Origin of the sequence: Acidaminobacter hydrogenoformans DSM 2784 (assembly GCF_900103005.1) — a bacterium.
Lineage (GTDB): Bacteria > Bacillota > Clostridia > Peptostreptococcales > Acidaminobacteraceae > Acidaminobacter > Acidaminobacter hydrogenoformans.
This window is the reverse complement of sequence record NZ_FMWL01000021.1, coordinates 1-1040: the sequence shown is the minus strand read 5'-3', so window position 1 is coordinate 1040 and position 1040 is coordinate 1. Positions and strand designations below refer to the sequence as shown.

At 44.2% G+C, this 1040-nt stretch carries 5 tRNA genes and 1 rRNA gene; all 6 read right to left on the bottom strand.

Features of this window, described 5'->3' with window-relative positions:
• Nucleotides 1-111: 111 nt before the first annotated feature.
• Nucleotides 112-188 (bottom strand) — tRNA-Pro (locus BLP63_RS14290).
• A gap of 316 nt (nucleotides 189-504) precedes the next feature.
• A tRNA-Thr gene (locus BLP63_RS14285) sits at nucleotides 505-580 on the bottom strand.
• A 5-nt stretch (nucleotides 581-585) separates the two neighbouring features.
• A tRNA-Asp gene (locus BLP63_RS14280) sits at nucleotides 586-662 on the bottom strand.
• A 107-nt stretch (nucleotides 663-769) separates the two neighbouring features.
• Nucleotides 770-845 (bottom strand) — tRNA-Val (locus BLP63_RS14275).
• A gap of 16 nt (nucleotides 846-861) precedes the next feature.
• A tRNA-Glu gene (locus BLP63_RS14270) sits at nucleotides 862-936 on the bottom strand.
• 7 nt (nucleotides 937-943) lie between these two features.
• Nucleotides 944-1040: ribosomal RNA gene (rrf, locus tag BLP63_RS14265) — 5S ribosomal RNA — on the bottom strand; the annotation flags it as partial.

Sequence of the window (1040 nt, the reverse complement as noted above, 5' to 3'; positions counted from 1 at the left end):
ATTTCCATAATCAGAAATCACTTCGCCGGTTCCAAGCAGAACCGACATTTATTTCAGAATTTTGGGTTGTACACTGTTTAGTTTTCAAGGATCGATAATACTTTGGTTAAATGGTCGGGGCGGCAGGATTTGAACCCGCGACCCTCTGATCCCAAATCAGATGCGCTACCAAGCTGCGCTACACCCCGACATTTTATTATTTGAGCTAACACACATTTAACAATCATTTAATGTCAGCTTAAACACTATATCACACTCTGTCGCGATTTGTAAAGATCAAAACAGCTGAAATCATTGAAAATGTTAACTTGCCGTTTTGTCATCACATGACGACATTTGCTATTATATCCTGCGATTATGATCAATGCAAGTCTTTTCGTAATATATTTTTTGGTATTTTTGTTGTTTTTTTGCATTAGACTTAATCATATCATCTTAATGCGACATACTACGATTAAAGTAAAAATGTCAGATCCTTATTGAGAATCTGACATTTTTAATTTGTGGAGCCGGTGATGGGACTCGAACCCGCAACCTACTGATTACAAGTCAGTTGCTCTGCCAATTGAGCTACACCGGCATGTATGGCGACCTGGAAGGGACTCGAACCCTCGACCTCTAGCGTGACAGGCTAGCGTTCTAACCGACTGAACTACCAGGCCATGGTAGTTTTTTTCTTCAAATAAAGACATGGAAGGTTTTTTCACCTTTGGTGAAAAACCGCTTTTTTAGAAAGCGGTTAGTGCCCCGCTTTCTAAAAAAGCTACCATGGTGGGGGCTACAGGACTCGAACCTGTGGCCACCTGCACGTCAAGCAGGTGCTCTACCAGCTGAGCTAAGCTCCCATATTACAAGAAAATTTGGTGACCCCTAGGGGAATCGAACCCCTGTTACCGCCGTGAAAGGGCGGTGTCTTGACCGCTTGACCAAGGGGCCATTTAGAATCCGGCGACGACTTACTCTCCCAGGGGGCTGCCCCCCAAGTACCATCAGCGATGAAAGGCTTAACTTCTGTGTTCGAGATGGGAACAGGTGTGGCC